The organism is Solibacillus sp. FSL W7-1472 (genome assembly GCF_037969775.1).
Lineage (GTDB): Bacteria > Bacillota > Bacilli > Bacillales_A > Planococcaceae > Solibacillus > Solibacillus silvestris.
In genome coordinates, this window is the sequence record NZ_CP150208.1 from 1,643,208 (window position 1) to 1,662,507 (window position 19,300).

The window sequence follows — 19,300 nt, forward strand, 5'->3', positions numbered from 1 at the left end:
GAACGGGGGATGAACAGTAAATTACATTTCGGGTTCATTTAAACTGTTTTTAAATGGAAGGTCAGCAGTTATTAGGCTCGAGATGTTTAAATTTGCAGAAATAACTTCCTTTGGCTTCGTTTTATAAGCCCCTTGCCGGTTGTATTATTCGTATAAAAATTAACCAAATCGTTCATACTCTAACATAGACTTAAATTATTTATATACCATAAATTACTAATAAATAATATAAATGGTTGAATGAAGAAGAGGAGAGGGATACGATGTGGTTTAAGAAAAAGGAAAAATTTCGTGAAGTTAGTTCCTCTCCCGCTACTCAGATTCAGGAAGTGGTTGACATTGAAAATAATCTGATAAAAACAAATCTTCAACAAAACTTACAATTTATAAAAGATGCTCTTGGAACCAGTTCGGATATTGTCATCCGTGAAATTCTACTTGGTAAAGAAGAAACGATAAAAGCAGGTATTATATATACGGACGGATTAACCGATACAACTTCTTTACAAAACTTTATACTTGAAACGCTGATGCTGGATATAAAGGAGATTGAATTACTGGGAAAGACTCTCCCTCAGAAAAATCTTATCAGCGTATTAAAAGATGTCGCCATGACAGTAGGAGATATTAAAGAAATAGGAGACTTTGATGTTCTGTTTACGAATCTATTGTCAGGGGATACGATTATTTTAATCGATGGCTATGATCAAGGCTTAACTATTTCCAACAGGCAATGGGTCGAGCGTGGGGTAACGGAACCAGTGGCCCAGACAGTAGTTAGGGGTCCGCGTGAAGGTTTTACCGAAAATTTACGTGTCAATACTGCGCTGATCCGCAGGAAAATAAAAGATCCGAACTTTTGATTGAGTCAAAAAAGATTGGTACACGAACGAAAACAAATGTTGCTATAGCCTATATCAACGGTATTGCAAATGACGAAATAGTAAAAGAAGTTAATTTACGTTTGGATCGAATAATAATTGATGGAATTCTGGAAAGCGGAAATATCGAGGAATTAATTCAGGATACGCCATATACACCTTTTCCTACTGTCTTTAATACAGAAAGACCGGATGTAGTAGCCGCAGCACTACTCGAGGGGCGCATAGCGATCATTGTAGATGGAACACCCTTTGTGCTGATTGTTCCAGCATTATTCATACAGTTTTTTCAATCTCCGGAAGACTACTATGTTCGGACGCTTATAGGGAGTCTTGTTCGGCTCCTGCGTTTTTTATCATTTACAATTACATTGCTGGCACCTGCATTATTTATTGCAATCACGACGTTTCATCAAACGATGCTACCACCTGCACTCCTTATCAGTCTTGCAGCTCAGCGAGAAGGTGTTCCGTTTCCGGCATTTGTTGAGGCACTAATAATGGAAATAACGTTTGAAATATTACGCGAAGCTGGTGTTAGGATGCCTCGTGCGATTGGTTCCGCAATGTCCATTGTTGGGGCATTTGTTATAGGTACAGCGGCTGTGGAAGCAGGAATAATTTCAGCCATGATGGTAATCATCGTTTCAATTACGGCTATATCCAGTTTTGTTTCACCTTCTTACGATATGGCGATTGCTACAAGGATACTCCGCTTTGCATTTATGGCTTTAGCAGCATCATTTGGTCTCTATGGAATTACTATTGGATTAATCGCTCTAATTTTACATTTATGCAGTTTACGCTCGTTTGGGATACCTTATATGTCACCGGTTGCACCATTTAATGTTTCCGATCAAAAGGATACGTTTATTGTATTTCCGCTCTGGAGCTTGTTGACTCGACCCCATCTAATCAGTCAAAAAAATAGAGTTAGGCAACAAAATCCATCCTCTGCAAAGCCAGCACCTCCAAAAAATAAGGAATGAGAGGGATTTAAACGATGAAAAAGTACATGTTTATTCTCATAATCCTTAATTTCATTCTTACGGGATGCTGGGATAAGAGGGAGTTAAACGAGCTCGCAATTACGCTGGCATTGGGTATTGATAAAGTGGAGGGTGAGGATGAATACGAGGTAACCGCACAAGTAGTAGTACCTTCTGCCGTTTCCATGAAAGACGGGACAGGGGGCACAGCAGTTACACTTTTTACAGAGAATGGTGAAACAGTTTATGAAGCACTCCGTAGAATGACAAAAGTCTCGCCAAGGAAAATATATCCCGGACACCTTCAAATGTTGATTGTTGGTGAAGAATTGGCTAAGGAAGGAATAGGTGAATCTTTGGATTTACTCGCTAGGGATTGGGAACTTCGACCAGACTTCTATGTTGTTGTTGCTAAGGATGTAACCGCCAGAGAAATTCTGAATGTCACAACAGATTTGGAAAGCATACCTGCCAGTAAAATGTTTGCAGGTCTAAAAGTATCGGAAAAGGCGTGGGCAGGTACGTATGGTGTTACTTTAGATGAATTGATAGTGGATCTTATAAGTGAAGGTAAAGAAGCCGTACTAACAGGGATTCAGTTGGCAGGAAACAAACAAATAGGATCCACTCAACAGAATATAGAATCCATTTCTAAGCCTGCTCAAATCAAATATGATAATTTAGCCATATTTAAAGAAGATAGGCTGATGGGCTGGTTAACTGAACAAGATAGTAGAGGATATAGTGGTATTACCAATTCAGTTAAATCAACCGTAACATCAATATCTTGTCCTAATGAAGGGAAATCTACCATTGAAGTGACTAACTTCCATTCTAAAATTGAGGGAAATATAGTCCATGGAAAACCAGAAGTAAATATCCATACGAAAGCCGAGGGCAATGTAGGCGAAGTTAGATGTAAAATTGATTTAAAGAATCCGGAATCAATACAGGAGCTTGAAAAAATTTATGAAAAAGAAGCGACAAGAATAATAAATGAGACAATCGATGTGCTACAAGAAGAATATCAATCAGACATATTTGGATTCGGTGAAGCTATTCATCGCTCCAATCCGGAAGAGTGGAATAAGATTAAAGAAAATTGGGACGAGGAATTTTCTGACTTAACAGTGAACGTTAAAGTAGATATGAAAATTCGCCTTACAGGGACGGTAAATAGTTCATTTTTAGAAAAGATTAAGAATTAATCGCTATGTGAAAACAATGGGAGCGCTTGAAGAAGTATTGCTAAAGAGTTGTTTGTTTAAAAGATCCCTCAGTGGAAGGCGGGTAACGCATGATGCAAAATATTAAAATAAATCCATACCAATTTATGGTTTTAGTTGTGTTGTTTTCAGTTGGTACAAGTATCTTAATTGTTCCGTCATTTTTAGCTTCCGAAACAAAACAAGATGCTTGGATTGTTGCAATACTCGGCACAGCAATTGGATTAATGGTAATATGGTTATTTTGCTTAATCGCACAATGGTTTCCGGACCTTACTTTTGTTCAAATGATGGAAAAGGTTCTGGGGCGCTGGCTAGGGAAAGCTGCATCTCTTTTATTTGTATTCATGTCTTTTGTCTATACCGCAATCCTACTATATTATTCAGGGACCTTTTTGAACACTCATTTAATGCCAAATACGCCAATGGTCGCTTTAAATATCCTTTTGGCTATTATTATTGTGATGGGTGTCCGTTTAGGATTAGAAACAATTGCACGTTCTGCTGAAGTATTAATTCTTATTTGCTTGATATTTTTTCTTTTTTTAGTATTTTTCATTTCTCCCCAAGTCAATTTTGATAACTTGCAACCCGTATTTGAAGCCGAACCTAAAAAAATTGTTCAAACATCCTTATCTTTTATAGAAGTAACTTCGGTCAATGCCATTGTGTTATTAATGATTTTTCCTGCCTTTATTAACACAGGCATTAAAGCTAAAAAGTTCTTTTTGATTGGGAACTTATTAGGTGGAATTGTCATTATTATTTTTACGTTTTTATGTGTAGCAGTATTAGGGGCTTATAATACTGGAATAGAGCTATATCCGGGCTATGCATTAGCTAAAAGGATTAACGTCGGTGAATTTATACAACGGATTGAGGCATTAATGGGCACACTTTGGATTATCGCACTTTATTATAAGGCAACCATTTATTTTTATGTTACTGTTTTAGGTTTCGCGCAAATATTCAATTTAAAGGATTATCGCCCGTTAACGATACCTTTTGGAATCATTGCGGTAGTCATTTCGATTGTAATTTTCCCGGATGTTATTTACCAGCAGCGTTGGAATACTACAATAGGTTTAATATTCTCCTATACAATTGGTATATTCTTACCTCTTTTACTGATAGTAGTGTATGCCATCCGAAGAAAACAATTAAGAAAAGTACCTGAAGAACCTTAAGTAGGAGAATTGATGCAGGCACATCACCAACAATTGAGCGCGCTTCCGACAGGGAACAGTGCTCCTTTTTATTTGAGTACGATTTAGGTCTACCGGATTGATTTCTGAAGATTCTATATTTTGTTATGATATACTTAATCAGTAAAATAATTTAAGAATAAAAGGGGAGTACCAAAAATATGGAATACATCACACTTAATAATGGAATAAAAATGCCGATTGTTGGTACAGGTACAAATACGTATGGTAAAGAAAATAAGGACTATAACGGAGCATTAACAGATGAAATTCCTGAGCTCGTAACAGCACTTGAGTTAGGATATCGATCAATAGATGCTGCGATTAGTTATAGAAACGAAGAGCTTGTAGGGGGAATATTAGCAGAAAGTTCAGTACCGAGAGAAGAGTTGTTCATTACAACGAAAATTCCGGCGAGAGAAGAATATGTTTCTTCAAAGGAGTCGACTCGAGCAGCAATCGATAACAGTCTAAAAAATTTCCAAACAGACTATTTGGACCTGCTTTTGATTCATGCACCAATCGAGGACAAGGAACAGCTTAAAAACACTTGGAAAGTTTTTGAAGAATATTACGAAGCAGGAAAACTGAAAGCAATTGGCGTTTCAAACTTTAGAAAAAATCATCTGGATGAATTGAATGAATTCGCGAAAGTGAAGCCAGCCGTTAATCAAATACAAATCAACTTAAAAGAAAAGAACGAAGACCTTCTTGCTTTATTACAAGACGAGGGCATTACACCTGTTGCATGGGGACCGATGAAAACTGAAGCGCATCAACAAGAATTGTTGGATGAAATCGGTAAAGCCTATGATAAATCGGGTGCACAAGTTTTATTGAAATACCAAATCCAGCGCGGTGTTGTCGTTATTCCGAAATCACACAACCGTGTGAATCAGGCAGCAAATCTGGATCTATTTGATTTCGAATTAACTGCAGCAGATGTCGAAAAAATTGAAAACCTTTAGTTAGTCACTATGACTTTGGACCATTTGAATAAGCGTCTCCTATTTTGGAGACGCTTATTCAATTTCTACCTTTGTTAACAGGCCACTTATCAAAAAACAAGCACCTATGAAAAACATGGCAATAAATAGTATGACCATCACCTACATTACATATCAGATAAAATTTAAAAGATCGGACGTGATGAATGGTTTACATTCTTATTAAACAGCCTTAAATTGATTGAAATGGAGGCTGTTTAAATAAAAATAATAGGAGTGAAGATGAAAGTGGAGTATTTTATAGGTATTGTCCCACCAGAAGAATATTTAGAAAGAATTGTCCATTTTCAAAGTAATTGGATTAAACATTCAAATGTAGAACCACACATAACTTTGAAAGCTCAAGGAGGACTAACTCCAGATAAGAAATGGATAGGAAAAGTACAAAAAGTGTGTAATACTTTCAAACCTTTTCAAGTGTCATTAGATCAACCAAATTTTTTTGGAGATAACATTTTATATTTGAGCGTTAATTCAAGTCATTTGCATAAATTGCATCAAGAAATAGTGCATGAGATTTCACCGTCAGAAGACCTAATAAAACAGTATTTTGAACTTGATGCGTTTGTACCTCACATAACATTGGGGAAAGAACAGTACGGTGATTACATTTCTGCTGGACTCTCTAAAAAAGCACTAATGGAAATGGAGAAATTAGCAGTTAAAGAATTGACACCATATCCCGATTTTGAAGTGAATTTTATTAGAGTTTATGAACTAAACATTGAAAAGCAAAGATATGAAAAATATTTAGATATTTCTTTAAGCAAATGATTTCGATAAAATGAGGTCATTTTTATGCCTTCTAAGCACTTCAACATACGTTAAAGGCAATATGGGGAGAGAAAAAGATTATTGAATACCTTTACTCGAACTATATTATTGATTAGATTTCTATAATTAGAGAGTCACTTTTTCCAATTCTATATAATAATCCGGTAAATCCGACTCTTTTATTTTATGCCATATACCGACAGGAGGGTCTAAGCTTTCAATGTGTAAATAATAATTGCCCCACCTAGTTTTATGTATGCTAAAGTCAAATGGGATGCCATTTCCTGCAACTGCTGTCTGTGTAACTATTTTTTTAGCATTTTCAGGTTCTGGTACTTCAAAAGCGGATACTGTTGTATTGTTTATTAATTCGGTTATTTTGTCTCGGTCTTCATTTTTTAATATAATTTCCACCTTATCCTTGTCAGATTCTGAGTAAATAGATAATGTTCGGATTCCATACCATCTATAATCTGGTTCAATGTACATTGCTTCAGGCATAACTTTAGTTTGCATGTTTATGTATATAGAAATTCCTATTATGATTAATGCAATAAATGAAAGTAAGCGCCAATTGTTTTTAAAAGTTTCATTTAAAACCTCCACACTGAATTGATTATATTAATTGAAGATTTACCAAATATAGGTGTTCATATAGCTATAGTAAACGAATTTTAAAGTTTTTTATAGTATACATTGAGTCACATACAAAAACGTATCTAATCTAAAATATCGATTAGGATTATTTGGTAGATAGAAAGGAAGGCATCCATTGTCAAAAGGGCTTATTCATCATATCGAATTATATGTTTCAGATTTAAAAACTTCCATTAACTTTTGGGGATGGTTGTTAGAAGAAATGGGATATGAATCTTATCAATCGTGGGAAAGTGGACAGAGTTGGAAAATCGGAGAGACCTATATCGTTTTCGTGCAAGCAGAAGAACGGTTTATGGATATTCCTTATCATAGATGCCGGGTAGGTCTAAATCATTTGGCTTTCCATGCAAGTTCGCGTCAACAAGTAGATGAGATGACAAGAAAGTTAGCAAGTAAAGGTGTTAATATCCTTTATACTGATAAACATCCCTATGCAGGAGGGGAAAATTATTACGCTGTTTTTTTTGAAGATCCGGATAGAATCAAGGTTGAACTTGTAGCACCATGATTATGCCGCCGGTTTTAGACTCATGAAAAAAGGAATACCTACTGAATGTTAGGTATTCCTTTTCTCACACTTATTAACGAAATCTATTCTTTTCGCATAATAAAGCTCAAGTGCCTGCCGGTTGAGCGGTCTTGGCGATGGGAGAATCCGTCCTCATTCAAAAATGTGCACATTCGGTCAATAGAAATGTTTTCTTCAGGCACACCTGCAAGCATGCACTGTGTTTTCACGGTCAACTGGTTGTCGATATGGAATTTGCTCGTTTCTTCATTCCAGTACATAAATTCGTCCGCATAGCCGAGTGCTTTGAATTTTTCCTGAACATCGGCATCCACTTCAAATTTCTCTTGGCTGATTGCTGGCCCGATCATTACTTTCAAATCACGTAAATCGCAATTTTCCTCTTGTTGTAAATGTTGAAGCAACTTTAATGTAATTTCTTTAATCGTCCCTTGCCATCCAGAGTGCACAGCCCCGATGACATTTGTTTTTTCATTATAAAATAAGACCGGTACACAATCTGCGGTAAAGCTTGAGATCACAACGTTCGGTTCGTAAGTATACAATGCGTCGGTATCATGAACAGCAGTTGTATTGTCGGTTGCTCCTTTGCCGATTTCCGATTTTTCCACACGGAAGAAGTTGGCACTATGTGTTTGATTGGCGCATACAAACTCTGATAATTCGGTTTGCAGCAGTGAGGCAAGCTGTTGGCGGTTTTCGATAATATCAGCTTCGTTTTTGCAAACATGGAGTGCCATATTGTTGTCCTCGGCTAATGCTGGATCTTTTAATGTAATGCCTAGTACGCGTTTTTCATTATTTTCATAAAATTTTACCTTCATTTTATCACCCCCTGTACTATACCCGTAAATGCAAATTTTGTATAGGCAAATAGTGTTTGGTATAATGATTGGAAATAGGGGGAATGTGATGAAGAGTTGGCAAATCATTTTAACCGGTTTTTTACCTTATGTCATGGCGGTCATGGTTTTTATTGCATTTTCATTGCCTTATATAAATGAATCGATCACATTCGGTACGGCCATGTCCATAATTATTTATGTTTTGCCGATTTATTTTTTTGTCGTGATTCCCTGGTATTATGTGCTGTACTTCATGCGTAAAAATTACAGCAAACGGGCACTTTACTTAACAAGCTTTATTTTTAGTATTCTGCAGCCAATCGTATTCGGATACTTTATGAAAGCACCGGTCGGCAGCGCGTATTTTTTATTTTTTGTATCACCACCGTTTATAGTTGGCATAATGGTTAGTACATTGTGTATTAACTGGTTTTATAAAGAAGATTTGAAGCAGACGACAAATGGAAGGGGAGAGCCGATTGGAATTGACGATTGAATGGCAATATATCACAAAGGCTAAGCAGGAAATTACATGGCGAAGTGAGGCAATTCCTGCAGCGCATGCCTATACGCTCGTACTGGATATGGAAAACACGGGCCGTACAAAAAATATTGTGATGACAGATGAACATGACAGTACATGGACTTTAAAAGAGCTAAAAAAATATTTGAAATCTCTCGAAACAGAACCTACCGAAGTGGAAGTCTATTTTGATGGCGGTTTTAATAGAGAAGAAAAGCTGGCCGGTTTAGGGATAGTCGTCTATTATAAACAGAACGGAAAAAACTATCGCTTGCGGACGAATCAGCTGGCGGAGTATTTAACATCAAACAATGAAGCGGAATATGCGGCACTGAATCTTGCTGTAGAGCAGCTTGAGGAGATGGGCGTGCATCACCAAAAAATAAAGATTTACGGTGATTCGCAAGTCGTCATTAATGAAATGAACGGCGAATGGGGCGTAACGGATAGTGTTCTGTCAACGTGGGCAGATAAAATCGATGCGAAGCTTCAGAAGCTTGGCATTCGTCCGGTATATCAACATATTGACCGCAAACTAAACAGTGAAGCAGATCAGCTCGCGAATCAGGCACTACTGGAAGTTGAAATCTACGCGGATATTGATATACGAAAGAGTAAGAAAAGATAATTGAAGGGGGATCATTCATGATACGTTCTGTTGGCACAGGGAGTTCAAGTTTAAATAACCAGACACGTCCCCGAAATTTACAGCAACAAACAACAGCTTTCCCGAAAATCGGGGAAGAACAAGGTGTCACACGAGAGCAGGAAAAACTGCGTACAGGTGAGCCCGAAAAAGGGCCGATGATGGTCGGTGTCAAACCGAAAGCACAGCTGAAATCCATTTTTGATGAGCCAAATGGAGTCGTGAAGCTAAATGCGGACGGCGATAAATTGGAAGTTAGCAAGCGTGCGATTTCACTCGCAAAAGAAGTGCTCTATATTTAATGAAAAAGCTCCGCAGGGAAAATATCCCGGCGGAGCTTTCGTTTTAGCTATTATTATTGTTTTTCAAATGCACGTTCACCAGCAATACCGGGTTGCGTTAATTCGAATGGATTTAAGATAATATCAAGCTGCTCAAGTGTGAAATAATTGTACATTAAGCAAAGTTCGCGTACAGATTTGCCGCTATGCAGTGCTTCACGCGCAATTTGACTTGAACGCTCATACCCTAAATGTGGAGCCAGTGCAGTAATAACACCGATTGAACGCTCAACAAAATCATGCAGACGCGCTTCATTCGCTTCGATATGGTCCAGGCAGTATTTTGTAAATACTGTGAAACCGTTCGTCATAATTTCAATCGACTGAAGCAGATTAAATACTAGAACCGGTTCCATTACGTTAAGCTCAAATTGACCTGCTTCTGATGCAAGTGAGATTGTTACGTCGTTACCGATCACTTGGAAAGCAATTTGGTTAATTACTTCCGGCATAACCGGGTTTACTTTACCTGGCATAATAGAAGAACCTGGCTGGCGTTCCGGTAAGCGAATTTCTGCAAATCCGGCTTTTGGACCTGATGCCATTAAGCGTAAGTCATTACAGATTTTCGACATATTCATCATAGCGATTTTTAGCATTGATGATACTTCTGCATACGTATCGGTATTTTGTGTACCGTCGATTAAATTGTCTACTTTAATGAACGGGAAGCCACTGTAAACCGCAATGTTTTCCACAGCTAATTTCATATATTCTGGATCTGCATTTAAGCCTGTACCGATTGCAGTTGCGCCAATATTGATTTGCAGCATTGTCTGCTGCGCTTTTTTGATGCGAGCAATATCACGAGAAACAACGGCAGCGTAGGCACCAAATTCCTGACCTAAACGAACGGGTACAGCATCTTGTAAATGCGTACGTCCCATTTTAACGATTGAATCGAATTCTACTGATTTTTTGATAAAGCTATCACGCATCATTTCCATTGCAATAATTAGATTATCTAATGTAGAAACTGTTGCGATATGGATAGCCGATGGGAATGCATCATTTGTTGACTGCGCCATATTGACATGGCTGTTAGGACTAATGATTGAATAAGTACCTTTTTCTTCCCCTAAAATTTCCAGTGCACGGTTAGCAATTACTTCATTGGCATTCATGTTCATTGAAGTGCCTGCTCCGCCCTGAATTGGATCTACAACAAACTGGTCATGTAATAGTCCTGAAATAATGTCATCGGATGCTTGTGCAATTGCATTGGCAATTACCGGATCCAATTTACCGATAGCGGCATTTGCAAGTGCCGAACTTTTCTTTACGATGGCAAATGCACGAATTAATTCAGGGTGCATTGTCATTTTAGTAATCGGGAAATTTTCTAATGCACGAGTTGTTTGAACGCCGTAATAAACGTCCTTTGGGATTTCTAATGTGCCTAAAAAGTCTTTTTCAATACGTGTACTCATTTGTACAAACCCTCCAAGAGAATGGTGTAATAGTTGGATAAACAACTACATTATACGCCATTTTATGATAAAAGCTTACTTGCTGAATTATTAGTTTATTTAACATAATCTTGTAAGTTTAAATTAACCAATAGTAACAGATAAAATGTGGGAAAATCGAAACTTTTTTATTTTTCATCCGACTAATTATGTAAGAAACGAGGTGATGGACATTGAAAAAATGTTTTAGTTGCATGCTTGTCATGGGACTGATCTTTCTACTTGCAGCATGTAATACGAAAGAGCAAGCAACCTCATCCAATTCGACCAACCCTGTTCAGGAAGAAAATCAAGTTGAATATGAATTACTGTTTCAATTAGATTCGATTCCCCCTGAAGTTGGTACGAGTATTTCAATCGTGCAGGATGAAAAGCTTTATACGACGTGGGCCGATATTTTTGGTTTTGAATCGATTCCGCCCATCGATTTTGAAACAGAAGAAGTGCTGTTTGTCACAGGGTATTCAGATGGCTGTGGAAGAGAAATTGAAAAAATCGAAAAAGACGGGGATACATTGGTTATTACTTTAAATTACCCTGAAAATATTCGCGAGAAAGACATCGCCTGCACAGACATTGCTTTAGACAATACGTATGTTGTCAAAATGAAAAAGTCAAACACAACAAAAGGTAAGCTGATCGATATCAATCGAACAACATACGAAGAAGATTCAACAGTACAGGAAAAACTGCAGTAAACGAAAACAGAATTACGAGGGGCTACCAATTCCTCTATATGAAATATTACACTGAAAATATTGAATTTTCGGTGTAATATTTTTTTAGTCATGAATTTTCTGCAAGATGAAAACATTATGTTGGGAATAAGGTTAAATTGCTATTTACATAATAACTGACTACGATTATCCATTGTAAGGCGGGCATAAAATTGATAGTATGATTATCGTACAATAATAGTATTGAACGCGAGCTATAGGAAACTGGAAGATGCCAGATGACCTATAGGCAACTAATTGCATACATATCAAGCGTTGATCGTCGTGGATAAAACTACTGGCGGGAGCAGTTTCTGGAGAGAGCGCGTATACCGCGTCGCCGAAGGGTTCATAATCTCAGGCAAAAGGACAGAAGAGTAATGAGAGACGCTTTTCCTTAAAAATTGGTGTATGTAGCATCCACTGTTTGAAAAAGAAAAGCCCTCGATAGATGTCACAGATTTTTTGGAATCTGGACGCGATTTCGCAGAGGCGAGATCGATTATTCTTAGACACAGGGACTGGCACATAATCAGTCCCTGTTTTAATTTTCCAGAAAAAATTACTTGATGGACCGCGGTGAAGTACTTATTATTTTGCGCTGTGTAAACAGACAAAATACTTATCCTTTGGAGGAATCGTTTTGGAACAACAAGAATTAAAGCGCGATCTGAAAAATCGACACGTTCAGTTAATAGCGATTGGAGGAACAATCGGAACGGGGTTGTTTTTAGGGTCAGGTAAAGCGATCTCACTTGCAGGACCTTCTATTATCTTTGCATATTTAATCGTTGGTATCGCACTATTTTTCGTCATGCGTGCACTTGGCGAAATGCTTTTATCAAAAGGCGGCTATGCATCGTTTACCGAGTTCGCCACTGAATATTTAGGGGATTGGGCAGGCTATATTACCGGCTGGACATACTGGTTCTGCTGGGTTATGACGGCAATGGCGGATATAATCGCTGTCGGTATGTACACGCAATACTGGTTCGACATCCCGCAATGGGTACCGGCTATCGCATGTTTAGTAGTTTTACTAATTTTGAATTTATTGACGGTCAAACTGTTCGGAGAGCTGGAGTTTTGGTTTGCGTTGATTAAAATCATCACAATTGTTGCATTGATTGCAATTGGAATTATATTGTTGATCATTGGTTTTGAAACAGATACAGGCAAAGTTGCCGTATCGAACCTATGGGAGCACGGAGGGTTATTCCCGAATGGGGCATTTGGATTCTTAATGGCGTTCCAGATGGTTGTCTTTGCATTCGTTGGGGTTGAATTAGTAGGGGTAGCTGCTGCTGAAACGGCAAACCCTAAAAAGAATATCCCATCTGCAATCAATAAAATTCCCGTACGTATTCTGCTGTTTTATGTAGGGGCATTATTCGTCATTTTAACCATCAATCCTTGGGATACATTAAGCGCTGCAAGTTCACCATTCGTTCAGGTTTTCGCATTGGTGGGTATTCCGATTGCAGCAGGTTTAATTAACTTTGTTGTGCTGACATCAGCTGCTTCTGCAGGGAATAGCGGGATGTTCTCAACGAGCCGTATGCTGTACAGTTTAAGTAATAATAAACAAGCACCAAAAGCATACGGTAAATTAAACAAAAATGCGGTGCCGCAAAATGGTCTGATATTTTCTGCGGTCGTAGTTTCGATTGGGGCATTGCTTAGCTACTTCATGCCGGACGATGCATTCAGTATCGTGACAACAATTAGTGCGATTTGTTTTATTTGGGTTTGGAGCATTATTCTGATTTCGCATATCATTTACAAAAAGCGTCATCCGGAATTACATAAAACTTCAGTTTTCAAAGCGCCATTAACACCATTCATCAACTATTTAGTATTGGCATTCTTCTTATTTTTACTAGTCATTATGGGTATTTCCGAATCAACGAGAACATCTCTGCTGTTAACACCGATATGGTTTATACTGCTGTTTGTTCTTTATAAGGTTCGAAAAAAATAACAGTAAACCGGGTTTCCATCGAGGAAGCCCGGTTTTTTCTATTAGTTTATTTTCCGCAAAAATTGGCTTCTTGCTTCTGAGAAGATTTTATTGTCACATGAATCACAGGAAAATTTCCCCTGCATATTCCGTTTGTAATTCCGGTATTTTACCGTTCCTTCTATTAATAAAAATGGTTTTTTACAGCAGTAGCAAATTGTTTCATACGTAATCATGTTAGCTCCTCCTTTACAAAAAGTGATTTATTGTGTAACAGGTGGAAATAGACGATACATGCGATGACAGCGCCGATAAAGGCAAAGAGGCTAGTTGTCAGCTGAATTGTATAGATTTCCGCCAAATATCCAATGATCAAGGTTAAGGTAATTTGCATTACGCTTTCTATCAGGCCAAGCGAACTGCCGAACCGTCCCATCAATTCGGTCGGAATAGTCTGCTGGTAAAAGGTCGCGTAGCCCGCATTGCTGAATGCCATAAACAGTCCGAGCAATATGAAAGCAGCGACCGCAATCGTCAAATTAGGCGAGAAATAAAATGTGAAATAGGATAGTAACGTACATGTAAACCCGATGCCAATGTATGAGACGAGTGACAGACTATTGACGAATCGGGCAGCCAAATAGCCGCCGACAATGGCACCGATTCCCGTGATACCTACAATGATTCCGTAAACTGAATCCGTTACTTGATGAAAATCCTTCAAAAACGACATTTCCTGAGAATCAAGCGAATAGCAGATCATTAAAGCTGTTGAATATAAAATAAAGAACTTCAGTACCGCTTTTCGTTGCGAAATGAAAGTCCAGACGATTGAAAAATCTTCACGGATGACAGCGGGTGTCAGTACAGTAGCGGTACCTGCCGATTTCTGCTCAACATTCGGCAATAAAAACATCATGAACGCACTGAACAGCAGCATGACACCATTCACCCACATTGCCGCAGCAGTACTGCTTATGGCGATAATGGCACCGCTTAAAGCAGGTCCAATCATAAAGCTTCCCGAGCCTAACATGCTGTTGATCGCATTAAACCGAAGACGATCATTTGGCAATACAAGTTTTGTAATCATAAATGTGCTGCTCGGATTGGCAAAACAGACGGCGACATTTGCCAAAAAGATAAAACTGTATATAAGCCAAATTTCCGAAAGCAGCGGCATCAAACACACAAGACCTGCGCGGAAAACATCACAAATAATTAAGATGGTTCTTTTATTGGCTCTGTCTACGATCGAGCCTGCAAAAAAACTGCACATAATGCGGGCAATCGGACCAATGATATAGATACCCGCAACCGCAGCCGGGGATTCAGTCAAATGCCAAACCGTTAAATTGAGAGCGATCAAGTAAATCCAGCTGCCCAATTTTGATGCGCCAAACCCAAACCATAAATAGAAATATTCTTTACGTAACTTCATCTCATCACCCCTTAGCTGCTCATTCGTTGACGAACTTTTTCACTCGCTTCCAATGCCTGCCTGTAGCAATTACTTGCCTGTTTATAGGCGTGGAGCTGCTCATAAAACTGTCCCCATAATGGAGCATAGAACAGAATTAGCGAATAATACTGCTGTTCATCGAAATGGGTAAAAGCTTCATCCTCCAGTAATTTCAATCCGCGGATCGTATGTGCTGTATCAACCGCATACTGCAATAACCTCCGCTGATAAATATGATGAGGGACAGTAAACCGAATTTCTTCATAGCGATTAAAGAGTATTTCCAACTGCTCGAAATCCTTTTGTACAAAGCATGTACGCATCCAGTTGATCGCCGAATGCAAGTCTTCGTCGTATTGATTCGCCAGTTCATAATGTTTAGACGCTTCCGGGAAATTTTCCTGGCATTCAAAACAGTAGGCTATGTTGTTATGCAGTGAGCTCCATTGCACCGGTGTTTGGATGGACTGGACATTTGACAGTAATTCAAGTCCTGCTTCAAACTCCTGAATAGCTTCACGGAATCGGTGCAAATCATTAAAAATTACACCTTTCATTGAGTAAAGTTTCAACTGAAACAAAGGTTTATACTGGTGGATAAAAAATTGCTGTGCCAGTTCAATATGTTCAAGCGCTTTGTGCAACTTGTAGCTTCGGTGATTCGCAAAAGCGATATGATAATGGTAGTTAGCCAGCTCAAACGGGTGGGCATTCGATAAATATTGCGCAAATTGATTTTCCGCTTCTTTAAGGGATAACTGTTCAAATTCGTGAAAAGAAAGATGGCCGAACGCCGTAATCGCTACGAATAGCTGCGTGATCCGATCTTTTTTCCAGCTGACGAGCGGCTCGACTTCATTGAGTATTGTTCTTGCATCATCATCATCTTTTATTGAGTACAGGAAACGTGCATATACAAGCTTTGCCATCAGCTGCTGTTCAAAAGGCTGCTCATCGTTTTGGATATCGGTCAATTGTTTAATTTCATCGGATGTTAGCTCGGCATTTAATAATAGTTTTTCGTATAGCTGCTCCAAAAAAGCGGTTTGGTTTTTCAATTGTTGTTCGAGCTGGTTGAAATCGATGCCTAAGTTTTCAAACAGCTGCGCATAAATCGAATGTTCTGCTATAACAAGTCCGTTCTCAATTCGGCTTAAATAGGAAGGGGTACAGATGCCGAATGCCACGTCATCTTGTTTCCGCTTCTTTTTTTGACGATAATATTTTAATAGCTTTCCCCAAGCATGTTCATTGTTTTCCATAAAAACACCTCATAGTTAGTTTACCAAAATACAAACCGGGAATATTGCGAATTTTCTTTAAAAAAAGCACAATTAACGCTGTGAAAATGGTAAACTTACACAAATCATTAAAGGATTAGATATTTTAATTGCATATTCTGAAATAGCTCTATATGATAAGAAAATAAAAAAGGGTTTATTGTTTTAAATGGGAGCTTAGATTGGAGAGATAGTAATGTTCTTTTACGAAGTAGATAATGAAATTCAATTAAAATTGATTACACAAAATGATGCAGAAGAAATCTTTGCTTTCATTGACCGTTCACGCGATTATTTACGCGAATGGCTTGGGTGGGTAGATAATACAAAAACTGTCGAAGATACACGCGATTTTGCCGCAATGAATTTATCAAAATTTGCAAAGCGTGAAGGTCTCGATACAGCGATTTTTTATAAAGGACAATTTGTCGGGAAAGTATCGATTAATACAATTAACTGGTCTCTGAAAAAATGTGAGATCGGCTATTTTTTAGATGAAGAATTCCAAGGTGAAGGGATTATGACACGCGCTGTAAAAGGCATCATTGATATTGCCTTCAATGAATATAAGCTTGGGAAAGTCGAAATTCATGCAGCCGTCAACAATACGAAAAGCCGTCATATTGCGGAGCGACTAGGCTTTATGCATGAAGGGACAATCCGTCAGGCAGAGTGGCTGTACAATCATTATGTCGATCATGCGGTGTATGGTTTGTTAAAAGACGAATGGGTAGGAGAATATAAATAACTGTTTTTGGCCTCATCAGAAGTAACTGATGAGGTTTTTTGTCGGAAAAATTATAAATAATGAAACTTTTTCCATACTCATCAAGTATAGTAATTAGAATCTATTACATGTGAAGTCATTAATGCCAATACATAAAACATTTAGGCACACGAAAAAGTGCTTGTAATAGAAGAAAAAGCAGAAAGCAGGTGTGGACAATTGTCACAGCCAATTGTGGAAATTAAAAATCTGAATAAAACGATTAAAGGCAAACACATTATTAAAGATTTGAATCTCGACTTTTATCCAGGTCAAATAACGGGCTTTTTAGGTCCGAACGGGGCGGGTAAAACGACGACGATCCGTATGATGACGGGGTTAATGTATCCTTCAAAAGGAGAAGTAATCATCGATGGGAAACAGCTGTCGACAAATTATGAAGAAGCGATCAGTAATATCGGTGTAATCGTTGAAAACCCGGAAATGTACAAATATATGTCAGGGTACAAAAACTTGCAGCACTTTGCCCGTATGCATAAAGGGGTAACAAAACAGCGTATTGATGAAGTCGTAGCACAAGTGGGTCTGCAAAATCGTATTCATGAAAAAGTAAAAACGTATTCGTTAGGGATGCGTCAACGTCTCGGACTGGCACAGGCGATGCTGCATCGTCCAAAGTTTCTGATTTTGGATGAGCCGACGAATGGTCTGGATCCGGCCGGTATCCGTGAATTCCGTATGTACTTACGCAAAATTGCGGAAGAGGATAATGTGGCAATCGTTGTATCGAGCCACCTTTTATCGGAAATCGAGTTAATGGTAGATCGTATTGCGATTATCCAAAATGGCGAGCTGATTGATATTCGCGAACTACAACATGTTGCGGCAGCACAATATTATATTGAAGTCGGACAGCCGGACCAGCTTCAGGCAATGTTCGAAGAGCCGTTAACAAAAGAAAACGGCGGCTATGTAGTGAATCTGACAAAAGAAGAAGTGCCTGCGCTTGTTCGTAAATTCGTTGAATCCGGTATCGATCTTTATACGATCCAGCCGATTCAAAAACGTCTTGAAGATCAATTTATCGAGATGACAGGTGGAGGTGCTATCGATGCAATACGTTAAAAATGAATGGATCAAAATGTGGTCGCAAAAAAATGCTTGGATTATGTGCGGGCTTTTAATCATGTTAATCGTATTTGTGGCTGGTATGAACAAATATTATGATGTGGATTCAAGTACTAAAGAGGCGCGCATAGCAGCAAACGAAGAAATGATGGCGTATCCGAAAGAAATGCTTGCTTCGGAAGATATAACGCCGGAAGATGAGCAATATTTCAAGGAAGAAATTGCGATGGCCGAATACCGTATCGCCAATGATTTGCCAGCAGCAAATGCCATGACATTTACGGAACATATGGATTTATCATTATCATTGACAATCATGGTGACGGGTATTTTTACAGTTGTGATTGCGGCAGGTATCGTATCTTCTGAGTTCGGTACTGGTACGATTAAAATGTTGCTGACGCGACCTGTATCAAGATGGAAAATTTTACTTTCGAAACTTGTTGCGTCCATTCTTTATGGTATTGTACTCTTTGCCGCTGGAATCGTTGTCGCATTAATTATCGGGATAGCTTTATTCGGTACAGATAGTTCGATAGCGTTATCGATTGTTGATGGGCAAATCGTGCAGGATACGGTGAAAAATACCTTTATTGAAACGACGCTTTATTCACTCGGTTCTACAATTATGACAATTATATTTGCGTTCATGATCGGTACAATATTTGGTTCAAGTACGTTAGCGGTAAGTTTATCGCTGTTCATTTTACTAATGGGTTCAACGGCGACAATGTTTATCGCCCAATATGATTTCGCGAAATACATTTGGTTTGCCAATGATTTATCATATTATGCACCGGGCAGTATGCCAATGATTGAAGGATTAACGTTTACATTCTCGTTAGTTGTCAATATTGTATATGCCGTTATTTTCTTGGCAATTACGTTCGGTTACTTTATGAAGCGTGATGTGACGGCATAGAGCAGAAAAA

General features: G+C 38.4%; 19 protein-coding genes, 1 pseudogene and 1 riboswitch. Of the genes and pseudogenes, 14 read left to right on the plus strand and 6 right to left on the minus strand.

Annotated elements, in window-relative coordinates:
• The first annotated feature begins 263 nt into the window (after positions 1 to 263).
• The 5 genes and pseudogenes from MKY07_RS08010 (at position 264) to MKY07_RS08030 (ending at position 6,082) form a co-directional block, all read left to right on the plus strand.
• Positions 264 to 1,870 (plus strand): annotated as a pseudogene (locus tag MKY07_RS08010) (spore germination protein).
• A gap of 14 nt (positions 1,871 to 1,884) precedes the next feature.
• Positions 1,885 to 3,078, plus strand: coding sequence for a Ger(x)C family spore germination protein (locus tag MKY07_RS08015; RefSeq protein WP_339264350.1), 1,194 nt, complete (start codon positions 1,885 to 1,887; stop codon positions 3,076 to 3,078).
• A gap of 92 nt (positions 3,079 to 3,170) precedes the next feature.
• Positions 3,171 to 4,283 carry an endospore germination permease gene (locus tag MKY07_RS08020; protein WP_339264351.1) on the plus strand — a complete coding sequence of 371 codons (1,113 nt, stop codon included), beginning with the start codon at positions 3,171 to 3,173 and terminating at the stop codon, positions 4,281 to 4,283.
• 179 nt (positions 4,284 to 4,462) lie between these two features.
• Positions 4,463 to 5,269 (plus strand): aldo/keto reductase, encoded by an 807-nt coding sequence (locus MKY07_RS08025; RefSeq protein ID WP_339264352.1) that lies wholly within the window; start codon positions 4,463 to 4,465, stop codon positions 5,267 to 5,269.
• Between the two features lie 261 nt (positions 5,270 to 5,530).
• On the plus strand, positions 5,531 to 6,082 hold the full coding sequence (locus MKY07_RS08030) for a 2'-5' RNA ligase family protein (RefSeq protein ID WP_008406672.1): 552 nt from the start codon (positions 5,531 to 5,533) through the stop codon (positions 6,080 to 6,082).
• 126 nt (positions 6,083 to 6,208) lie between these two features.
• On the opposite strand, the gene MKY07_RS08035 is transcribed toward MKY07_RS08030, so the two are convergent.
• Positions 6,209 to 6,688, minus strand: a complete 480-nt coding sequence (locus MKY07_RS08035; protein ID WP_339264353.1) for a biotin carboxylase — start codon at positions 6,686 to 6,688, stop codon at positions 6,209 to 6,211.
• A gap of 166 nt (positions 6,689 to 6,854) precedes the next feature.
• Here MKY07_RS08035 and MKY07_RS08040 point away from each other — a divergent pair, with 166 nt between their 5' ends.
• Positions 6,855 to 7,250, plus strand: a complete 396-nt coding sequence (locus MKY07_RS08040; RefSeq protein WP_339264355.1) for a VOC family protein — start codon at positions 6,855 to 6,857, stop codon at positions 7,248 to 7,250.
• Positions 7,251 to 7,333: 83 nt separating this feature from the next.
• Here the strand turns inward: MKY07_RS08040 and pgeF are convergent, their stop codons facing one another.
• Complete coding sequence (pgeF, locus tag MKY07_RS08045) at positions 7,334 to 8,095, minus strand: peptidoglycan editing factor PgeF (protein WP_339264357.1); 762 nt, start codon at positions 8,093 to 8,095, stop codon at positions 7,334 to 7,336.
• An 88-nt stretch (positions 8,096 to 8,183) separates the two neighbouring features.
• Between pgeF and MKY07_RS08050 the strand changes: the two genes are divergently transcribed.
• From MKY07_RS08050 to MKY07_RS08060, 3 genes are read left to right on the plus strand one after another with little or no spacing between them, the layout of a single operon-like run.
• Complete coding sequence (locus MKY07_RS08050) at positions 8,184 to 8,612, plus strand: ATPase (protein ID WP_339264359.1); 429 nt, start codon at positions 8,184 to 8,186, stop codon at positions 8,610 to 8,612.
• Positions 8,596 to 9,267: a reverse transcriptase-like protein gene (locus MKY07_RS08055; protein ID WP_339264360.1), complete on the plus strand. Its 672-nt coding sequence runs from the start codon at positions 8,596 to 8,598 to the stop codon at positions 9,265 to 9,267. The genes MKY07_RS08050 and MKY07_RS08055 overlap by 17 nt, the downstream gene beginning before the upstream one ends.
• A 17-nt stretch (positions 9,268 to 9,284) precedes the next feature.
• Positions 9,285 to 9,587, plus strand: a complete 303-nt coding sequence (locus MKY07_RS08060) for a hypothetical protein (protein WP_008406683.1) — start codon at positions 9,285 to 9,287, stop codon at positions 9,585 to 9,587.
• 53 nt (positions 9,588 to 9,640) lie between these two features.
• Here the strand turns inward: MKY07_RS08060 and aspA are convergent, their stop codons facing one another.
• Positions 9,641 to 11,056, minus strand: a complete 1,416-nt coding sequence (gene aspA, locus MKY07_RS08065; RefSeq protein ID WP_008406686.1) for an aspartate ammonia-lyase — start codon at positions 11,054 to 11,056, stop codon at positions 9,641 to 9,643.
• Between the two features lie 212 nt (positions 11,057 to 11,268).
• Between aspA and MKY07_RS08070 the strand changes: the two genes are divergently transcribed.
• Both MKY07_RS08070 and MKY07_RS08075 read left to right on the plus strand, forming a co-directional pair.
• A complete protein-coding gene (locus MKY07_RS08070) occupies positions 11,269 to 11,793 on the plus strand; it encodes a dehydrogenase (protein WP_339264363.1) in 525 nt (174 codons plus the stop codon).
• A 322-nt stretch (positions 11,794 to 12,115) separates the two neighbouring features.
• Positions 12,116 to 12,194: riboswitch (glycine riboswitch) on the plus strand.
• 260 nt (positions 12,195 to 12,454) lie between these two features.
• Positions 12,455 to 13,792 (plus strand): amino acid permease, encoded by a 1,338-nt coding sequence (locus MKY07_RS08075; RefSeq protein WP_339264364.1) that lies wholly within the window; start codon positions 12,455 to 12,457, stop codon positions 13,790 to 13,792.
• A gap of 41 nt (positions 13,793 to 13,833) precedes the next feature.
• Here MKY07_RS08075 and MKY07_RS08080 read toward each other — a convergent pair whose 3' ends face one another.
• From MKY07_RS08080 to MKY07_RS08090, 3 genes are read right to left on the minus strand one after another with little or no spacing between them, the layout of a single operon-like run.
• Positions 13,834 to 14,007 carry a hypothetical protein gene (locus tag MKY07_RS08080; RefSeq protein ID WP_339264365.1) on the minus strand — a complete coding sequence of 58 codons (174 nt, stop codon included), beginning with the start codon at positions 14,005 to 14,007 and terminating at the stop codon, positions 13,834 to 13,836.
• Positions 14,004 to 15,212: an MFS transporter gene (locus MKY07_RS08085; RefSeq protein WP_339264366.1), complete on the minus strand. Its 1,209-nt coding sequence runs from the start codon at positions 15,210 to 15,212 to the stop codon at positions 14,004 to 14,006. Before MKY07_RS08085 ends, MKY07_RS08080 begins: the two co-directional genes overlap by 4 nt.
• Before the next feature lie 11 nt (positions 15,213 to 15,223).
• Positions 15,224 to 16,495, minus strand: a complete 1,272-nt coding sequence (locus MKY07_RS08090; RefSeq protein WP_008407926.1) for a helix-turn-helix domain-containing protein — start codon at positions 16,493 to 16,495, stop codon at positions 15,224 to 15,226.
• A 214-nt stretch (positions 16,496 to 16,709) separates the two neighbouring features.
• Here MKY07_RS08090 and MKY07_RS08095 point away from each other — a divergent pair, with 214 nt between their 5' ends.
• The 3 genes from MKY07_RS08095 (at position 16,710) to MKY07_RS08105 (ending at position 19,290) form a co-directional block, all read left to right on the plus strand.
• Positions 16,710 to 17,261, plus strand: coding sequence for a GNAT family protein (locus tag MKY07_RS08095; RefSeq protein ID WP_008407924.1), 552 nt, complete (start codon positions 16,710 to 16,712; stop codon positions 17,259 to 17,261).
• Positions 17,262 to 17,459: 198 nt separating this feature from the next.
• Positions 17,460 to 18,365 carry an ABC transporter ATP-binding protein gene (locus MKY07_RS08100; RefSeq protein ID WP_008407922.1) on the plus strand — a complete coding sequence of 302 codons (906 nt, stop codon included), beginning with the start codon at positions 17,460 to 17,462 and terminating at the stop codon, positions 18,363 to 18,365.
• Positions 18,352 to 19,290, plus strand: a complete 939-nt coding sequence (locus MKY07_RS08105) for an ABC transporter permease (RefSeq protein WP_339264367.1) — start codon at positions 18,352 to 18,354, stop codon at positions 19,288 to 19,290. Before MKY07_RS08100 ends, MKY07_RS08105 begins: the two co-directional genes overlap by 14 nt.
• Positions 19,291 to 19,300 lie beyond the last annotated feature (10 nt).

Bases quoted from the DNA above. Each gene is read 5' to 3' on its own strand.
- MKY07_RS08015 (WP_339264350.1), top strand. From the start codon at position 1,885: ATGAAAAAGTACATGTTTATTCTCATAATCCTTAATTTCATTCTTACG.
- MKY07_RS08020 (WP_339264351.1), top strand. From the start codon at position 3,171: ATGCAAAATATTAAAATAAATCCATACCAATTTATGGTTTTAGTTGTG.
- MKY07_RS08025 (WP_339264352.1), top strand. From the start codon at position 4,463: ATGGAATACATCACACTTAATAATGGAATAAAAATGCCGATTGTTGGT.
- MKY07_RS08030 (WP_008406672.1), top strand. From the start codon at position 5,531: ATGAAAGTGGAGTATTTTATAGGTATTGTCCCACCAGAAGAATATTTA.
- pgeF (WP_339264357.1), bottom strand. From the start codon at position 8,095: ATGAAGGTAAAATTTTATGAAAATAATGAAAAACGCGTACTAGGCATT.
- MKY07_RS08050 (WP_339264359.1), top strand. From the start codon at position 8,184: ATGAAGAGTTGGCAAATCATTTTAACCGGTTTTTTACCTTATGTCATG.
- MKY07_RS08060 (WP_008406683.1), top strand. From the start codon at position 9,285: ATGATACGTTCTGTTGGCACAGGGAGTTCAAGTTTAAATAACCAGACA.
- aspA (WP_008406686.1), bottom strand. From the start codon at position 11,056: ATGAGTACACGTATTGAAAAAGACTTTTTAGGCACATTAGAAATCCCA.
- MKY07_RS08080 (WP_339264365.1), bottom strand. From the start codon at position 14,007: ATGATTACGTATGAAACAATTTGCTACTGCTGTAAAAAACCATTTTTA.
- MKY07_RS08085 (WP_339264366.1), bottom strand. From the start codon at position 15,212: ATGAAGTTACGTAAAGAATATTTCTATTTATGGTTTGGGTTTGGCGCA.
- MKY07_RS08090 (WP_008407926.1), bottom strand. From the start codon at position 16,495: ATGGAAAACAATGAACATGCTTGGGGAAAGCTATTAAAATATTATCGT.
- MKY07_RS08095 (WP_008407924.1), top strand. From the start codon at position 16,710: ATGTTCTTTTACGAAGTAGATAATGAAATTCAATTAAAATTGATTACA.
- MKY07_RS08105 (WP_339264367.1), top strand. From the start codon at position 18,352: ATGCAATACGTTAAAAATGAATGGATCAAAATGTGGTCGCAAAAAAAT.